Here is a 14,986-nt window from a genome sequence, read left to right on the forward strand (position 1 = left end):
TTCGTCATCACGGCGCCTCCAGGGCAAATTTGAAAAACCGGCCTAGAAAAAGCCCAGAGCCTTGGGCGAGTACGACACCAGCAGGTTCTTGGTCTGCTGGTAGTGGTCCAGCATCATCTTGTGGTTCTCCCGGCCGATGCCGGACTGCTTGTAGCCACCGAACGCGGCGTGCGCCGGGTAGGCGTGGTAGCAGTTCGTCCACACTCGACCGGCCTTGATGTTGCGGCCGGCCCGGTACGCCGTGCTGCCGTCCCGGGTCCACACGCCGGCGCCCAGGCCGTACAACGTGTCGTTGGCGATCTTGATCGCGTCGGCGTAGTCGGAGAACGAGGTCACCGACACGACCGGCCCGAAGATCTCCTCCTGGAAGATCCGCATGGTGTTGCTGCCCTCGAAGATCGTCGGCTGCACGTAGTAGCCGCCGGCCAGGGTGCCGCCGAGGTCGGCCCGGCCGCCGCCGATCAGCACCTTGGCGCCCTCCTGGCGACCGATGTCCAGATAGGACAGGATCTTCTCGAGCTGGTCGTTGGAGGCCTGCGCGCCGACCTGGGTGTCGGTGTCCAGCGGGTTGCCCTGCTTGAGGTTCTCCACCCGCTTCACGCCGGCGGCCAGGAAGTCGCTGTAGTGCCCCTGCTGGATCAGCGCGCGCGACGGGCAGGTGCAGACCTCGCCCTGGTTGAGCGCGAACATCGCGAAGCCCTCGAGCGCCTTGTCCATGAAGTCGTCGTCGGCCGCCGAGACGTCGTCGAAGAAGATGTTCGGGCTCTTGCCCCCGAGCTCGAGGGTGACCGGGATCAGGTTCTCCGAGGCGTACTGCATGATCAGCCGCCCGGTGGTGGTCTCGCCGGTGAACGCGACCTTAGCGACCCGGCTGGACGACGCCAGCGGCTTGCCCGCCTCGACGCCGAAGCCGTTCACGATGTTCAGCACGCCCGGCGGGAGCAGGTCGCCGACCAGCGACATCAGGTAGTGGATGGAGGCCGGGGTCTGCTCGGCCGGCTTGAGCACGACCGCGTTGCCGGCGGCCAGGGCGGGCGCGAGCTTCCACACGGCCATCAGGATCGGGAAGTTCCACGGGATGATCTGGGCGACCACCCCGAGCGGCTCGTGGAAGTGGTAGGCGACGGTGTCGTCGTCGATCTCGGCGAGCGAGCCCTCCTGGGCGCGGATGGCGCCGGCGAAGTAGCGGAAGTGGTCGATCGCCAGCGGCAGGTCGGCGGCCAGCGTCTCGCGGACCGGCTTGCCGTTCTCCCAGGCCTCGGCGACCGCGAGCTTCTCGAGGTTCGCCTCCATCCGGTCGGCGATCTTGTTGAGGATGTTGGCGCGCTCGGCGGGCGAGGTGCGGCCCCAGGCGTCGGCCGCGCCGTGCGCCGCGTCGAGGGCGCGCTCGACGTCCTCGGCCGTGCCGCGGGCGATCTCGCAGAAGGTCTCACCGGTGACCGGCGTGGGGTTGTCGAAGTACTGACCCTTGACCGGCGGCACGTACTCGCCACCGATGTAGTGGTCGTAACGGCTCTCGTAGTTGACGATCGCACCGTCGGTGTTGGGCGGTGAGTAGATGGTCATGCTGGTCGCCTCCGTGTTGGGGGACTCACGATGAGTGCGACGCTAGTTACGGGAACGTTGCAAGGACGTTGCAAAGTCAAGGTCAAGAGCTTTTGCGGGTACGGGCGCAGAAGAGTCCCGTGGTTTCAGCGGACCGCCGTCGTGGTCAAGGCCGCACGCCGCCGCCGGGTCGGCGGGTGCGGAGGCCGAAATCGGCGGCGAGCCGGCCGACGCGGTTCAGCGCCGCGCCCCGGGCCGGCGAGCGGGCCGGGAGCAGCGCGGCATACATCTCCCACATCTCCAGATCGTCGGCACCCCACGAGGAACGGACCCACTTCTCCAGGAGGGTGTGGTCGGCCCGCCGGAGCAGCGTGTCGCGGAGCCGGGTCTCGAGCGCGCGCCGTAGGCGGACCACGCCGGGGGCGTCCGAGGCGGGCAGCAGCGGGCCGGCGTACTCGGACAGGGCTTCGGCCACCCGGCCGGCGTCGAGGTGGTCGGTGACCGTGCTGAAGTCGGCGCTCAGGTCGGCGTGCAGCCGGTAGGGGCGGGAGTCGAGCAGCTCGGGCCCGAGGATCCGGCGCAGCCGGGAGAGCTCGGCCCGGACCGTGACCGGGTTCAGATCGTCGAGATAGAGGTCGAGGCCCAGCTGGTCCCCGGTGCGTCCCTCGGGGTGCGTCAGCAGCAGGACCAGCAGCTCGGAGTGGCGGCGGCCGAGCCGGAGCCGCCGGCCGCGGTGGGTCAGCAGGGCCTCGTCGCGGCCCAGCACCGCCACCGTGGGCGTGACCCCGGACGAGCGGCGTTCGGTGGCGAGGAACGCCTCGGCGGCCAGGGCGGTCGCGCGTACCAGAGCCAGGCTGTGGGGGTTGGCGAGGTGGTCGCCGCCGGTCACGTCGATGGCGCCGAGCAACCGGCCGGTGGCGGGGTCGTGGATCGGGGCGGCCGCACAGGTCCAGCGCTGCACCGGCCGGCTGAAATGTTCGGTGGCGAAGATCTGCAGCGGGTGGTCGACGGCCAGCGCGGTGCCCGGGGCGTTGGTGCCGGCGTGCGCCTCGTCCCAGCGGGCCCCCGGCACGAAGTTCATCGCGTCGGCCGCGCGCAGCACCGTCGGCGTCCCCTCCACCCAGAGCAGCCGCCCGTGCGCGTCGCAGACCGCCATCAGGTGGTCGCCGTCGTCGGCCAGCCCGCCGAGCAGGTCGCGGAAGATCGGCAGCACCCGGGCCAGCGGGTGGGCCGCCCGGTAGGCCTCCAGGTCGCCGTCGGCGATCTCGATCGGGGCGGTGCTCTCGGGCGTGATCGCGTCGGCCGAGCGCCGCCACGAGTCGGCCACCACGCTGCGGATGGCCGCCGGACCGCCGATCTGATGGTCCCCGGTGACGAACCGTTCGTGGGCACGGCCGACCTGCCGGATCCGCTCAGCCGGATCGGCACCCAGGTCGAGGGCGAGCCACGGGTTGGCCATGCCCCCATCGTGACCCGCATCACCGCTCTGGACAACTGGCCTAGCCTCTGGTGCGTGGATTGGCCGTCAACTCCCAGCGAAGCCTTCGCGATTCAAGACGAATTGCGCCCGCAACTGCTCGATGGGCCGGTGCCGATAACGCCGTCGACGTTCGCCGGGGTGGATGTTGCCTACGGCGAGGACCGGCTGGCCGCGGCTGTGGTGGTGCTCGAGGCGGACCTGTCGGTCCGGGAGACCGCGGTGGTGATCGGTGAGCCGGCCTTCCCGTACGTGCCGGGGCTGTTCGCGTTCCGCGAGCTTCCCGCCGTACTCGACGCGTTTTCGCAGTTGAAAGACCAGCCGGAGGTGGTGGTCTGCGACGGGCAGGGCCGGGCTCATCCGCGTCGCTTCGGTCTGGCCTGCCACCTGGGCGTGCTGCTCGACCTGCCCACCCTCGGCGTCGGCAAGACCCGGCTGGTGGGCGAGGCGGACGAGCCGGGGGAGCGGCGGGGCGACCGGTCGGCGCTGATCGACCGTGGCGACGAGGTGGGCGCGCTGTTGCGTACCCAGGATCGGGTCAAACCGGTGTACGTCTCGGCCGGCCACCGCATGGACCTGGACACCGCCTGCGCGCTGACCCTCCGCCTGACGTCCCGCTACCGCCTGCCCGAGACCACCCGGGCCGCCGACCACGCGTGCCGCGCCGCGTTGAAAAGCGCCACGCGTTGAGAAGCGCGCCGCAATGAAGATGCCTCGTTGCAACGAGGCCGAGACGCATGCTGCGCGGTTGCGGCCGTTCCGCTACCCGTGCTCCGTTAGTCTCGCGACAGGATCCCCAGGGCTGAGGAGCGAGCATTGTCTGATCTGTCGCAGATCGTCAAGGCGTACGACGTCCGTGGCGTCGTCCCCGACCAGTTCGACGAGGCGGCGGCCCGGGCGCTGGGCACCGCGTTCATCGAGATGCTGCGGGAGTCCGGCGACGACGCCGACCGGGTCGTGATCGCCCACGACATGCGGGCCAGCGGTCCCGGCCTGGCGGCGGCGTTTGCCGAGGGCGCCAACGCGGCCGGCTCGGCCGTCCTGCACATCGGCCTGGGCTCCACCGACCAGCTCTACTACGCCTCCGGCGCGCTCGGCCTGCCCGGGGCGATGTTCACCGCGAGCCACAACCCGGCCCAGTACAACGGCATCAAGCTGTGCCGGGCCGGCGCCCGCGCGATCGGCCAGGACAGCGGCCTGGCGATCATCCGCATCCGGGCCCAGGAGCTGCTCGACGACCTCGACCGGGTCGCCGACGGGCCCCAGCGGGTGGAACACCTCGACCTGCTCGCCGACTACGCCGCCCACCTGCGCTCGCTGGTCGACCTGTCCGGCATCCGGCCGCTCAAGGTGATCGTCGACGCCGGCAACGGGATGGGCGGGCACACCGTGCCGGCCGTGCTCGGCGACCAGGTGCTGCCGGCGCTGCCGCTGACCATCGTGCCGCTCTACTTCGAGCTGGACGGAACGTTCCCCAACCACGAGGCCAACCCGCTCGACCCGGCCAACCTGGTCGACCTGCAGGAGGCCGTGCGGACCCAGGGCGCCGACCTCGGCCTGGCCTTCGACGGCGACGCCGACCGCTGCTTCGTGATCGACGAGAACGGCGACCCGGTCTCGCCGTCCGCGATCACCGCGCTGGTCGCCAAGCGTGAGCTGGCCAAGTTCCCGGGCAGCACGGTCATCCACAACGTGATCACCTCGCTCGCGGTGCCCGAGATCATCGCCGAGAACGGCGGCAAGCCGCTGCGCAGCCGGGTCGGCCACTCGTTCATCAAGGCCGAGATGGCCCGCACCAACGCGGTGTTCGGCGGCGAGCACTCGGCGCACTACTACTTCCGCGACTTCTGGTTCGCCGACACCGGCATGCTGGCCGCCCTGCACGTGCTGGCCGCGCTGGGCGAGCAGGACCGGCCGCTGTCCGGCTTCGCCGCCGAGTTCGAGCGCTACTCCGCCTCTGGTGAGATCAACTCCACGGTCGCCGACGCCAAGGCCAAGACCGCCGAGGTACGCGCGGCGTACCCGGACGCCACCTTCGACGATCTGGACGGGCTCACCGCCACGCTGGCCGACGGCGCCTGGTTCAACCTGCGGGCCTCGAACACCGAGCCACTGCTGCGGCTCAATGTGGAGGCGCCCAAGCCCGACCGCATGGCCGCCCTCCGCGACGAGGTGCTGGCCATCGTCCGAGGTTAGGATCTGCAGGTTGCCTCCGACCGCCACCCCATAAGGGAGCCTTCTCCGTGGCCCTCGATCCGCAGTTGCTGGACATACTGGCGTGCCCGGACACGCACCACGCGCCGTTGACGCATGACGCCGACGCGCAGACGCTGACCTGCACCGAGTGCGGTCGCGTGTTCGAGATCCGGGACGACATCCCGATCCTGCTGCTCGACGAGGCCCGGCTGCCGGGGGAGGCCCGATGACCGTCCCGCTGGAGGGTGCGGCCGGGGTCAACGGCCACCGGCACGTCGACGAGTCGCTGCTGGACGACGAGCAGGCCATGCTGGCCAGCGACCCGGGCGGCATGCTGCGGGCCACCGCGTCGGCCGGCGCCCAGGTGCGCGAGGCGGCGGCCCTGGCCGCCGAGGCCGACCTGACCGGGCTGGCCGAAGAGGGCCGGCCGCGGGCCGTCGTGGTCGCCGGCATCGGCACCGCCGGCCTGACCGGCAACATCCTGTCCACCGTCGCCGGTCCGCGCTGCCCGGTGCCGATCGTCGGCCACCGCAGCTCGGCGCTGCCGGGCTGGGTCGGCGCGGCCGACGTGGTGATCGCCGTCTCCGGCAGCGGGCGCAGCCCCGAGGCGCTGGCCGCGGCCGACGCCGCCGCCCGGCGTGGCGCGCGCCTGGTGGCCATCGGCAGCCCCGACTCCGAGTTGCAGGCGATGGCCGAGCGCGCCCGCGCGCCGTTCATCCCGGTGCCGCGCCGCGCGCCGGCCCGGGCCAGCCTGTGGGGGCTCACCGTGCCGGTGCTGATCGCCGCCCGCAGCCTCGGCCTGGTCAAGGTCAACGAGGCCGATGTGGCCGAGACCGCGACCCGGCTCGACGCCGACGCCGAGCGGTCCCGTCCCGGCGCCGAGTCCTTCGTCAACCCGGCCAAGGCGCTGGCCCTGGGCCTGGCCGGCTCGGTGCCGGTCATCTGGGGCTCGTCCCCGCTGGCCACGGTGGCCGCCCGCCGGTTCGCCGACACGCTGGCCGCGAATGCCCGCTACCCGGTGATGGCCGGTTCCCTGGGCGAGGCCGGCCGGGGCCGGGTCGGCCTGCTCGACGGCGTGTTCGGCGGCCTGGCCGAGTCGTCCCGGGACATCTTCGCCGACCCCGAGGACGAGGCCGACGAGGTCGCGTCGACCCGGCTGCGGCTGGTGATCTTCCGCGACGGTGGCCTCAACCCCGAGGACGACGCGGACGAGCCGATCGCGGTCGAGGAGCGCCGGGCCGACGCCGTGCAGACGTTGGCCGAGCGCCGCGGCGTGCGCTGCGACGTGCTGGTGGCCGAGGGCGGCTCGGCCCTGGAACGGCTGGCGTCGCTGGTCGCGGTGCCCGACTTCGCCTCGCTCTACCTGGCCCTGGCCCACGGGCTCGACCCGATGGCGGTGCCGGCGATCGACGAGATGAAGGAACTGAGCAACCCGAAGCCGGAGGGCCGAGCGTGAGCGCGGGCGGCGGCACCCGGGCGATCATCGCGGCCCTCGCGGCCAACCTGGGCATCGCCGTCACCAAGTTCATCGCCTGGCTGCTGACCGGGTCGTCGTCGATGCTGGCCGAGTCGATCCACTCGGTCGCCGACTCCGGCAACCAGGCCCTGCTTCTGCTCGGCGGCAAGCGCTCGCGGCGCAAGGCCACCCCCGACCACCCCTTCGGGTACGGACGGGACCGCTACATCTACGCCTTCATCGTGGCGATCGTGCTGTTCAGCGTCGGTGGCCTGTTCGCGCTGTACGAGGCGTACCACAAGATCTCCCACCCCGAGCCGATCGAGAGCTGGCAGTGGGTCCCGATCGTCGTGCTGATCATCGCGATCGGCCTGGAGAGCTTCTCCTTCCGCACGGCGATCAAGGAGTCCAACCACACCCGCGGGAACATCTCCTGGGTCCAGTTCGTGCGCCGGGCCAAGGCGCCCGAGCTGCCGGTGGTGCTGCTCGAAGACCTCGGCGCCCTGATCGGCCTGATCTTCGCCTTCTTCGGCGTGGTGCTCACCCTGCTGACCGGCAACGGCGTCTGGGACGGCATCGGCACCGCGGCGATCGGCCTGCTGCTGGTGTGCATCGCGATCATCCTGGCGATCGAGACCAAGAGCTTGCTCCTCGGCGAGGGCGCGACGCCCGAGGACATCCGCAAGATCGAGCAGGCCTTCCTGGCGGGCGAGGGCGTCGAGCGCATCATCCACATGAAGACCCTCTATCTCGGTCCGGAAGAGCTGCTGGTCGCGGCGAAGATCGCGGTGCCGCGGTCGGAACGGGCCGACGAGATCGCCACGCACATCAACGAGGCCGAGTCCCGGATCCGGGCGGCCCTGCCGATCGCCCGGGTGATCTACATCGAGCCCGACATCTACCGGCCGGCGGCCACGCCCGCGGCCGAGGCGGCACCCCCGGCGCACGCGTCATGAGCGGCGTGCACGGGCTCGTCGGCAACGTCCGGCCGTACGCCTGGGGTTCGCGCACCTTCCTGGCCGAGCTCCAGGGCCGGCCCGCCCCGACCGACCAGCCCGAGGCCGAGATGTGGCTGGGCGCCCACCCGGGCGACCCGTCGACGCTGCGTGGGCACGACGGCCCGGCCAGCCTGGCCGACGTCATCGAGGCCGACCCGGCCGGTCAGCTCGGCGCGCCGGTGGTCGAGGAGTTCGGCCCGCGACTGCCCTACCTGGTGAAGGTGCTGGCCGCGTCGGCGCCGCTGTCGCTGCAGGCCCACCCCGACCTCGCGTACGCGCGGACGGCGTTCGCCGCGCAGGAGGCCGACCCGTCGCTGCCGCGCAACTACACCGACGCCAACCACAAGCCCGAGATGCTCGTGGCGCTGACCGAGTTCCAGGCCCTGTGCGGCTTCCGCGATCCGTCGGTGTCGGCCGACGTCCTGGAGTCCTTCGGCGTGCCCGCCCTGGCGCCGGTGGTGGCCGCCCTGCGTACCGGGCCCGCCGGTCTGGCCGAGGCCGTGCGGCTGCTGCTCAGCTGGCCCGCCGACGACCGGGCGTCGCTGGTGGCCGCCGCCGACACGCCGCTCGCGCGCGGCCTGGCCAAGGGCTACCCGTCCGACCCCGGCGTGTTGGTCGCGCTGCTGCTCAACCACGTGACGCTGCGTCCGGGCGAGGCGATCTGGATGCCGGCCGGCAACCTGCACGCCTACCTCGAGGGCGCCGGCGTGGAGATCATGGCGGCCAGCGACAACGTGCTGCGTGGCGGGCTGACCCCGAAGCGGGTCGACGTCGACGAACTGCTCCGGGTGTTGCGCTTCGAGGTTCTGGCCGACCCGATCCTGCCGGCCACCGAGGTCGCGCCGGGCGTCTCCACCTGGGAGGTGCCGATCCGCGACTTCCGGCTCTACTGCCTGGAGTTGTCGGGGACGCGGCCGCCCACGACGGTGCCGGCCGAGGGCCCGCGCATCATCCTCGGCGTCGAGGGCGACGCGTTTGTTGCCGAGGGGCACGGGACACCGGTCGAGATCACGCCGGGGACGGCCGCGTTCGCCCCGGCGTCGGCCGGCCCGATCTCGGCCGCCGGCACCGGCACGATCTTCGTCGCCGCCCCGGCCTAGCTCGGCCTCATTCGGCGAACGCCTTCCGCTTGCACTCCTGCATCTTGGGCGAGCCGGCGTCACCGTTCGGGCCGATCTCGGTCAGGCCGAATTCGGCGGTGTCCGGGTCGGGGGCGGTCAGCTTGTAGCCGGCGTCCTGGGCGCAGCGGTACCAGGCACGCTGGTTGTCCTTGAACGTCGCCGGGTCTGTCCGTTTCTGGTGGTCGTCGTACGCCTCCGGCTGCTTGGCCAGGCAGGCTTCGAGCACGTCCTTGCCTTCCGGGTCGTCGGCCGGCGTCACGCCCTTCAGGAGCAGGGCGTCGGCGTCCCGCTTCCACTTGGGGCCACCCTTCGCCACCAGGCAGGCGACCCAGGGCTCGCTCACCGCCCGCCGTTCGTCGTCGGTGGCGTCGACGGGGTACACCGGTCGCTGGCCGGCGGCCGCGGCCGGCGCGCTCGACGGCGCCGCCGAGGTCCGGAGGGAGGCCACCTTCGGCGGTTCGGTGTCCGTTCCGGAACAGCCGGCGAGGAGGAGGACGAGCCCGGCGGCACAGCGGCTCAGCCGCATCTGAGGAGACATGGCGAGGACCCTCACAGGGCGATGTCAGATTCCTGTTGGGGTGGCGCGCTGGATCTCGGATCCGCGCTACTCAAACTTCTCGAATCGGAAATTTCCGGATTTGCTTGACATGAGCGTTCGCGGAGTGTGAAGCTACAAACACGCAGCGTCATTGGTGATCGGGGGGTCCCACGGACGCGCGCGGTACCAAACCGGGGGGATGAACGGGGCGGCGGGTCTTTGACCCGTCGCCCCGTTCGCTGTCCAGGGGTTCATGCCGCCGACCGTTGAAGAAGGCCCCGTCCACGCCGCTGGACGGGGCCTTCTCACAAGCCCGGCGGTTGCCGCCACCGGTGGTGCTTTCGTTTTCATTAAGCACCCGGTCACCTCCTGTCTGCAAGTGCATATGGCGCTATGCAAGTTGCAGAACGTATCCATCCCGGTACGGTGTTCGCGTGGCAAGGCCGACATCAACGGCACGACGGGAACTGGGTGACGAACTACGTCGCCTCCGGGGGGAACGGCGCGGCGCGTCGGTGGCTCGCCTGCTGGGCTGGTCGGAGTCCAAACTGAGCCGGATCGAGACGGCGCGGACCGGCATCAGCGAGCCCGATCTCGACCGCCTCCTCAGCACCTACGGCGCCCAGTCCGACATCCGCGACCGGCTCCATCACCTGGCCCGGCGCGGCCGCGATCGGGTGTGGTGGACGCCGTACCGGTCGTCGGTCCCGGCGCCCTACGACGAGTACGTCGCGCTCGAGGCCGAGGCCGTCGCGCTCCAGGAGTGGGAGACCCAGATCGTCCCGGGCCTGCTCCAGACCGACGAGTACGCCCGGGCCGTGATCGAGGTCGGCGCCGACATCGGCGACCCTGAAACGATCCACCGCCGTCTGGCGCTGCGGATGGCCCGGCAAGCGGTGCTGGTCCGCGACCCTCCGCCGCGGCTGACCGTGGTGCTCGACGAGGCCGTGCTGCACCGCGAGGTCGGTGGCCGGGGCGTGTTGCGCCGGCAGTTGCAGCGGCTGCACGAGGCGAGCATGCGCCCCGGCGTCGAGCTGCTGGTGCTGCCGTTCTCGGCGGGCGCGCACGCGGCGCAGTCGGAGTCCTTCATGATCTTCGAATTCGCCGGCAACGCCCGCGGCCCGATTGTCCACAGCGAGGGCCTGACCGGGGGTTCCTTCCACCTCAAGGAGGATGAGGTGAGCGTCTTCCGGGAGGCCTTCGACGACGTCCGCGCCCGGGCCCTCGACGCCGAGGCGAGCCGCGACCGCTTCACCCGATCGAGCGACTACCTTCGCTGACCGCTGGATCGTTCCCCAGGATGGATCACAAATCTCCGGGGAGGGGATGTCTTGACCGATAACAAGCTGGTCTGGCACAAGAGCAGCCGCTCCGGCGCCGCGGGTCATTGCGTGGAGGTGGCGGAGACCACCGCGACCGTCTACGTGCGGGACTCCAAGGACGCCGCCGGACCGATGCTGCGCTTCACGGCGCCCGAGTGGGGCGCCTTCATCAAGGGTGTGCGTGACGGCGAGTTCGACCGTCAGTGAGCCCTCTCGTCCGACGGGCGGTCCCGGATAGATCCGGGGCCGCCCGTTCGTTTACATCACAAGCTCCTTGACGGACAGGGCCTCGCGATGCCTAAGGTATGCCGAACCTAAGTTAGGAATGCCTTAGCAAAGGAACCGTCATGCTCGCGACCTACCTCATCGGTCTGCGTGAGGGTCTGGAAGCCACGCTGGTGGTCAGCATCCTGATCGCGTTCCTGGTGAAGTCCGAGCGCAAGGACCGGCTGATCCAGGTCTGGGCCGGGGTCGCCCTGGCCGTCGCGTTGTCCGTCATCTTCGGCTGGCTGCTCAGCTACACCGAGACCACGCTGCTCCAGAAGTACGAGCACCGCGAGCTGTTCGAGGCGATCACCTCGATCGCGGCGGTCGGCTTCGTCACCTGGATGATCTTCTGGATGCGCCGCGCCGCCCGGTCCATCGCCGGTGAGCTGCGCGGCAAGATGCAGGACGCGCTCGGGGTCGGCTCGGTCGCGGTCGGCGTGATGGCCTTCCTGGCCGTGGTCCGCGAGGGCCTCGAGACCTCGCTGATCTTCTACTCGGCCGTCCAGGGCGCCTCGAGCAACAGCGGGCCGTTGCTGGCGCTGCTCGGCGGGATCGGCACGGCCGTCGTCATCGGATTCCTGATGTACGCCACGGCGATCCGGATCAATCTGACGGTCTTCTTCACCGTGACCGGCGCCCTGCTCATCCTGGTCGCCGCCGGCATTCTCAAGTACGGCGTGCACGACCTCCAGGAGTCCGGCGTGCTCCCGGGCCTCAACAACCTGGCCTACGACATCAGCGGCACGCTCGACCCCAGCGCCTGGTACACCGCGCTGCTCACCGGCATGTTCAACCTCACCCCGACGGCGTCGGTGGTCGAGGTGATCGCCTGGGTCGCGTACGGCCTGCCGGTCCTCTTTCTCTTCCTCCGCACAAGAAAGTCCACCCCGGCGCCCGTGGCCGCGCCTCAGCAATAGGAGAACCATGCGACGCCTCATCGTGATCACCGCGGCCGGCGCCCTCGCGCTGGCCGGCTGCGGCAGCGGCGACCCGGACACCCCGGCCGCCGGTGGCGAGAAGGGCGGCCCGATCCCGGTCGCCGCCGACGACAGCGCCTGCAAGGTCGCCCGCGCCGAGGCCGACGCCGGCACCAGCGTCTTCAGCGTGACCAACAAGGGCCAGAAGGTCACCGAGTTCTACGTGTACGCCCCGGGCGACCGGGTGATGGGCGAGGTCGAGAACATCGCCCCCGGCCTGTCCCGTGAGCTGCACGTCGAGCTGCCCGCCGGGTCGTACGAGACCGCCTGCAAGCCGGGCATGATCGGCAAGGGCATCCGGGCCGCGTTCACCGTGTCCGGCTCGTCGGCGCCGCTGACCGACGACGCCGCCCTGGCCGCGGCGACCGGCAGCTACTCGCGGTACGTGAAGTCCCAGACGGACGCGCTGCTGGTCAAGACCGAGGAGTTCGTGACCGCGGTCAAGGCCGGCGACGTGGCCAAGGCCAAGACCCTGTTCCCGATCGCGCGGACCTACTGGGAGCGGATCGAGCCGGTCGCCGAGATCTTCGGCGACCTCGACCCCCGGATCGACGGCCGCGAGGAGGTCACCGAGGAGGGCATGACGTTCGGCGGCTTCCACCGGATCGAGAAGGACCTGTGGGCGGCCAAGCCGGACATCTCGAAGGACGGCCCGATCGCCGACCAGCTGCTCACCGACGTCAAGGAGATCGTGGCCAAGGCGCAGGCCGAGAAGCTCTCCCCGCTCCAGCTCGCCAACGGCGCCAAGGGCCTGCTCGACGAGGTCGCCACCGGCAAGATCACCGGTGAGGAGGACCGCTACTCGCACACCGACCTGTGGGACTTCAACGCCAACGTGGAGGGTTCCAAGGCGGCCATCGCCGCGCTGCGGCCGGTGCTCGAGGAGCGCGACGCCGCGCTGGTCAAGACGCTGGACACCGAGTTCGCCAACGTCGACACCGCGCTGGCGAAGCACCGGGCCGGTGACGGCTGGAAGCTGCACGACCAGCTCTCGCAGGCCGACCTCAAGGACCTGTCCGACGCGATCAACGCGCTGGCCGAGCCGATCAGCAAGGTGGCCGCGGTGGTGTCCAAGAAATGACTGACGAACAGGGCGTCTCCCGCCGGCGGGCGATCGCGCTCGCCGGCGCCGGCGTGGCCGGGGTGACCGGCGCCGTCGCGGTCGGCGGCGCCTTCCTGGCCAAGCGGGACGACACACCCGGGCCGGACGCGCGCGGCGCGATCCCGTTCGACGGCGTGCACCAGGCCGGCATCACCACGGCCGCGCAGGACCGGCTGCACTTCGTCGCCTTCGACGTGATCACCAAGGACCGGGAGCGCCTGGTCCAGATGCTCGCCGACTGGACCGCGGCGGCCCGCCGGATGACCTCCGGGCAGGACGCCGGGCCGATCGGGGCGATGAACGGGATCGCCGAGGCGCCGCCGGACGACACCGGCGAGGCCACCGGGCTGCCGCCCTCCCAGCTCACCCTGACCGTGGGGTTCGGGCCGTCGCTGTTCACCCGGTTCGGCCTGGCCAAGCGGCGGCCGGAGGCGCTGGCCGACCTGCCCGCGTTCACCGGCGACGCGCTCGACCCGGCCATCTCCGGCGGTGACCTGGCCGTGCAGGCGTGCGCGAACGACCCGCAGGTGGCGGTGCACGCCATCCGCAACCTGGCCCGGATCGGTTTCGGGGTGGTCAGCGTGCGCTGGTCGCAGCTGGGCTTCGGGCGTACGTCGTCGACCTCGACGTCGCAGGCCACGCCCCGGAACCTGTTCGGCTTCAAGGACGGCACCAAGAACATCAAGGCCGAGGAGGCCGGCCTGCTCCGCGACCACGTCTGGGTGCAGGACGGCGACGGGCCGGCCTGGATGACCGGTGGCTCGTACCTGGTCGCCCGGAAGATCCGGATGTTGATCGAGACCTGGGACCGGTCGTCGCTGGCCGAGCAGGAGATGATCGTCGGCCGGCACAAGAGCAACGGCGCGCCGCTCGGGATGGCCCGCGAGTTCGACGAGATCGACCTGACGGCGGTCGACGATCAGGGCGAGCCGCTGGTCGCCGAGACCGCGCACGTGCGCCTGGCCCACCACTCGACCAACAACGGCGCCCGGATGCTGCGCCGGGGCTACAACTTCGTCGACGGCTCGGACGGGCTGGGCCGGCTCAACGCCGGGCTGTTCTTCATCGCGTACCAGCGGGATCCTCGCAAATCGTTCATCCCGGTGCAACGAAGCCTGGCCCGGATGGATGAGATGAACGAATATCTGCGACACGTCGCCAGCGCGATCTTCGCCTGCCCACCGGGTCCGGCCGGGGCCGGGGAACACTGGGGGAGCCGGCTTTTCGACGCATGATCACCCCCCGGGTACCACGTCGTCGAGGGAGACAGTGCAATATTGGACCGCATGAGAGCCCGTGTCCTCGTTGTCGATGACGATCCGGCGCTCGCGGAGATGCTTGGCATCGTTCTGCGCAGCGAAGGATTCCTGCCTTCGTTCGTGGCCGACGGCGAGCGTGCGCTTGCCGCGTTCCGCGAAAGCCGGCCGGACATCGTCCTGCTCGACCTGATGCTGCCCGGCATGAGTGGCATCGACGTGGCCCGGGCGATCCGCACCGAGTCGGGCATCCCGATCGTCATGCTGACCGCCAAGAGCGACACCGTCGACGTGGTGCTCGGCCTCGAGTCGGGCGCCGACGACTACGTGGTCAAGCCGTTCAAGCCCAAGGAACTGGTCGCCCGCATGCGGGCCCGGCTGCGCCGCGGCGAAGACGCCGCGCCCGAGATGCTGACCATCGGGCCGCCCGGCAACCAGATCACCATCGACGTCCCGGCCCACACCGTGTCCCGGGACGGGGCCGAGGTGAAGCTCACGCCGCTGGAGTTCGACCTGCTGGTCGCCCTGGCCCGCAAGCCGCGCCAGGTGTTCACCCGCGAGGTGCTGCTGGAACAGGTCTGGGGTTACCGTCACGCGGCCGACACCCGGCTGGTCAACGTGCACGTCCAGCGGCTGCGGGCGAAGATCGAGCCCGATCCGGAACGCCCCGAGATCATCCTTACCGTCCGCGGGGTCGGCTACAAGGCGGGCACTGGGTGAGCGCCGCGGAG

At 70.9% G+C, this 14,986-nt stretch carries 15 protein-coding genes; 12 read left to right on the forward strand and 3 right to left on the reverse strand.

Features of this window, described 5'->3' with window-relative positions:
- Positions 1–42: 42 nt before the first annotated feature.
- Together adh and AB0O15_RS16120 are read right to left on the reverse strand one after the other, a co-directional pair.
- The gene (gene adh, locus AB0O15_RS16115; protein WP_364318910.1) at positions 43–1,566 is read right to left on the reverse strand and encodes an aldehyde dehydrogenase; all 1,524 of its coding nucleotides are present in this window, start codon (positions 1,564–1,566) and stop codon (positions 43–45) included.
- 145 nt (positions 1,567–1,711) lie between these two features.
- Entirely contained in the window at positions 1,712–3,004 is a 1,293-nt protein-coding gene (locus AB0O15_RS16120; protein WP_364318912.1) for a GAF domain-containing protein, read from the reverse strand.
- Between the two features lie 54 nt (positions 3,005–3,058).
- Here AB0O15_RS16120 and AB0O15_RS16125 point away from each other — a divergent pair, with 54 nt between their 5' ends.
- The 6 genes from AB0O15_RS16125 (at position 3,059) to manA (ending at position 8,772) form a co-directional block, all read left to right on the forward strand.
- Positions 3,059–3,712, forward strand: coding sequence for an endonuclease V (locus tag AB0O15_RS16125; protein WP_364318914.1), 654 nt, complete (start codon positions 3,059–3,061; stop codon positions 3,710–3,712).
- A 126-nt stretch (positions 3,713–3,838) separates the two neighbouring features.
- Positions 3,839–5,218: a phosphomannomutase/phosphoglucomutase gene (locus tag AB0O15_RS16130; RefSeq protein WP_364318916.1), complete on the forward strand. Its 1,380-nt coding sequence runs from the start codon at positions 3,839–3,841 to the stop codon at positions 5,216–5,218.
- Positions 5,219–5,265: 47 nt separating this feature from the next.
- Positions 5,266–5,448, forward strand: a complete 183-nt coding sequence (locus tag AB0O15_RS16135; protein ID WP_364318918.1) for a Trm112 family protein — start codon at positions 5,266–5,268, stop codon at positions 5,446–5,448.
- Positions 5,445–6,674 (forward strand): SIS domain-containing protein, encoded by a 1,230-nt coding sequence (locus tag AB0O15_RS16140; protein WP_364318920.1) that lies wholly within the window; start codon positions 5,445–5,447, stop codon positions 6,672–6,674. Before AB0O15_RS16135 ends, AB0O15_RS16140 begins: the two co-directional genes overlap by 4 nt.
- Positions 6,671–7,630: a cation diffusion facilitator family transporter gene (locus AB0O15_RS16145; RefSeq protein ID WP_364318922.1), complete on the forward strand. Its 960-nt coding sequence runs from the start codon at positions 6,671–6,673 to the stop codon at positions 7,628–7,630. Before AB0O15_RS16140 ends, AB0O15_RS16145 begins: the two co-directional genes overlap by 4 nt.
- 5 nt (positions 7,631–7,635) lie before the next feature.
- Positions 7,636–8,772, forward strand: a complete 1,137-nt coding sequence (gene manA, locus AB0O15_RS16150) for a mannose-6-phosphate isomerase, class I (RefSeq protein ID WP_364319055.1) — start codon at positions 7,636–7,638, stop codon at positions 8,770–8,772.
- A gap of 7 nt (positions 8,773–8,779) precedes the next feature.
- On the opposite strand, the gene AB0O15_RS16155 is transcribed toward manA, so the two are convergent.
- Complete coding sequence (locus tag AB0O15_RS16155) at positions 8,780–9,331, reverse strand: hypothetical protein (protein ID WP_364318924.1); 552 nt, start codon at positions 9,329–9,331, stop codon at positions 8,780–8,782.
- A gap of 434 nt (positions 9,332–9,765) precedes the next feature.
- On the opposite strand from AB0O15_RS16155, the gene AB0O15_RS16160 reads away from it, so the two are divergent.
- The 6 genes from AB0O15_RS16160 (at position 9,766) to mtrA (ending at position 14,975) form a co-directional block, all read left to right on the forward strand.
- Entirely contained in the window at positions 9,766–10,611 is an 846-nt protein-coding gene (locus AB0O15_RS16160) for a helix-turn-helix transcriptional regulator (RefSeq protein ID WP_364318926.1), read from the forward strand.
- 51 nt (positions 10,612–10,662) lie between these two features.
- Positions 10,663–10,860: a DUF397 domain-containing protein gene (locus AB0O15_RS16165; RefSeq protein ID WP_364318928.1), complete on the forward strand. Its 198-nt coding sequence runs from the start codon at positions 10,663–10,665 to the stop codon at positions 10,858–10,860.
- A gap of 140 nt (positions 10,861–11,000) precedes the next feature.
- Positions 11,001–11,837: an iron uptake transporter permease EfeU gene (gene efeU / locus AB0O15_RS16170; protein WP_364318929.1), complete on the forward strand. Its 837-nt coding sequence runs from the start codon at positions 11,001–11,003 to the stop codon at positions 11,835–11,837.
- Positions 11,838–11,844: 7 nt separating this feature from the next.
- Positions 11,845–12,978 carry an iron uptake system protein EfeO gene (gene efeO / locus AB0O15_RS16175; RefSeq protein WP_364318931.1) on the forward strand — a complete coding sequence of 378 codons (1,134 nt, stop codon included), beginning with the start codon at positions 11,845–11,847 and terminating at the stop codon, positions 12,976–12,978.
- Positions 12,975–14,234, forward strand: a complete 1,260-nt coding sequence (gene efeB, locus AB0O15_RS16180; RefSeq protein ID WP_364318933.1) for an iron uptake transporter deferrochelatase/peroxidase subunit — start codon at positions 12,975–12,977, stop codon at positions 14,232–14,234. Before efeO ends, efeB begins: the two co-directional genes overlap by 4 nt.
- 51 nt (positions 14,235–14,285) lie before the next feature.
- Positions 14,286–14,975, forward strand: a complete 690-nt coding sequence (gene mtrA / locus AB0O15_RS16185; RefSeq protein WP_364318935.1) for an MtrAB system response regulator MtrA — start codon at positions 14,286–14,288, stop codon at positions 14,973–14,975.
- The last annotated feature ends 11 nt before the right edge of the window (positions 14,976–14,986 follow it).

The organism is Actinoplanes sp. NPDC089786, assembly GCF_040684855.1.
Taxonomy (GTDB): Bacteria; Actinomycetota; Actinomycetes; order Mycobacteriales; family Micromonosporaceae; genus Actinoplanes.